This is a genomic window from Thalassobacillus cyri (genome assembly GCF_900107755.1).
GTDB lineage: Bacteria > Bacillota > Bacilli > Bacillales > Halobacillaceae > Thalassobacillus > Thalassobacillus cyri.
Genome location: NZ_FNQR01000035.1, coordinates 1 through 1,277 on the forward strand (window position 1 = coordinate 1; position 1,277 = coordinate 1,277).

The 1,277-nt window shown below is 41.3% G+C and carries 2 protein-coding genes; both read left to right on the forward strand.

Annotated features, from left to right (window positions below):
* Positions 1 to 74: 74 nt before the first annotated feature.
* Positions 75 to 383, forward strand: a complete 309-nt coding sequence (locus BLV00_RS22445; protein WP_245729040.1) for a helix-turn-helix domain-containing protein — start codon at positions 75 to 77, stop codon at positions 381 to 383.
* 14 nt (positions 384 to 397) lie between these two features.
* Positions 398 to 1,246: an IS3 family transposase gene (locus tag BLV00_RS21600; RefSeq protein WP_143030759.1), complete on the forward strand. Its 849-nt coding sequence runs from the start codon at positions 398 to 400 to the stop codon at positions 1,244 to 1,246.
* Positions 1,247 to 1,277: the final 31 nt, after the last annotated feature.

Genomic DNA, 1,277 nt, shown 5'->3' on the forward strand with positions numbered 1-1,277 from the left:
TAGTGTGCACCCCTTAAAATAGACGTTGAAAAAACCCCCGGTTACAACGTACGATTTTTAAGGGGTGCATTTTTATGGCTTTAAAAGGACAAAAGAAAAAAACTTACCCATTCGAACTGAAAATGGAAGCCTTAACTTTAAAGAAAAAAGGTTGGACGAAACGGCAGATTGCCAATAAATTAGGTATTCATGATAAGGACTTGATTAAGGCTTGGGCAAGGAAATACCGAGCACAGGGCGCTTACGGTTTGGTTGACAGGCGTGGGCGAGGGTCAAAGAAGAATGGGGAACATACCGATCAAGAACGGTATATCCGTTCGTTGGAAATGGAGAATGATGTGTTAAAAAAGTATTTCGAGATTCTAGGAAAGGAGAAGCGTTAACGGCCTATCAAGTAATTGATGTTTTACGGGGAACCTACACGATCGAAGAATTGTGTGCTTACCTTAGCGTTTCCAGGAGTGGATACCACAAATACCGTGCACGCAGGAAATGCCCGGATAAGGATCGTTTCTTGCGAAACCGAATTTGGGAGCTTTATGAAGCTTTTGATCACCGGTTTGGGTATCGACGAATTCAAGATGAATTAATCCGACAGGATCAATGGAAGGTGAACCATAAAAAAGTATATCGCCTGATGGATGAAATGAACTTAAAAGCTAAAATACGCAGGAAACGCAGCACGAAGCTTCGTATGAAAAAAGTGATGAAGCCTTATATCGCGGACAACGTTTTAGAGCAGAACTTCCAGGCGGAGAAACCAAATGAGAAATGGGTTACCGATATCACTTATATTATTGTGGGACAGGAACACCGTTATTTATCCACGATTATGGATTTATACACCAAGGAAATCATTGCTTATCAAATCAGTGATTCCTATGACTTAACCTTTGTGCTGGATACCGTAAAAGAAGCTGTTCATAAAGAAAAAGACGCAATGGGACCTCCGATCCTTCACAGTGATCGAGGAGCCCAATATACGTCTGAGGATTACCATAACATACTGGCTGACCACCACATCACGCCCAGTATGTCAGGTAAAGGCAATTGTTTTGATAATGCCTGTATCGAAAGCTTCTTTTCCCATTTGAAAGTGGAAGCTCTCTACTATTATCCTATCGCAGATATCGATGAAGCTCAAAGAATAACGGAAGAATATATCTATTTCTATAATCACCAACGTGCTCAGCGAAAACTAAACCGCCTGACTCCTGTCGAATACAGAAATCAGGCGGTTGCATAACCCCGGTGTTTTTTCAATGTCTACAGTTTTG

Coding starts and splice junctions, on each gene's coding strand:
- BLV00_RS22445 (WP_245729040.1), top strand. CDS start 75: ATGGCTTTAAAAGGACAAAAGAAAAAAACTTACCCATTCGAACTGAAA.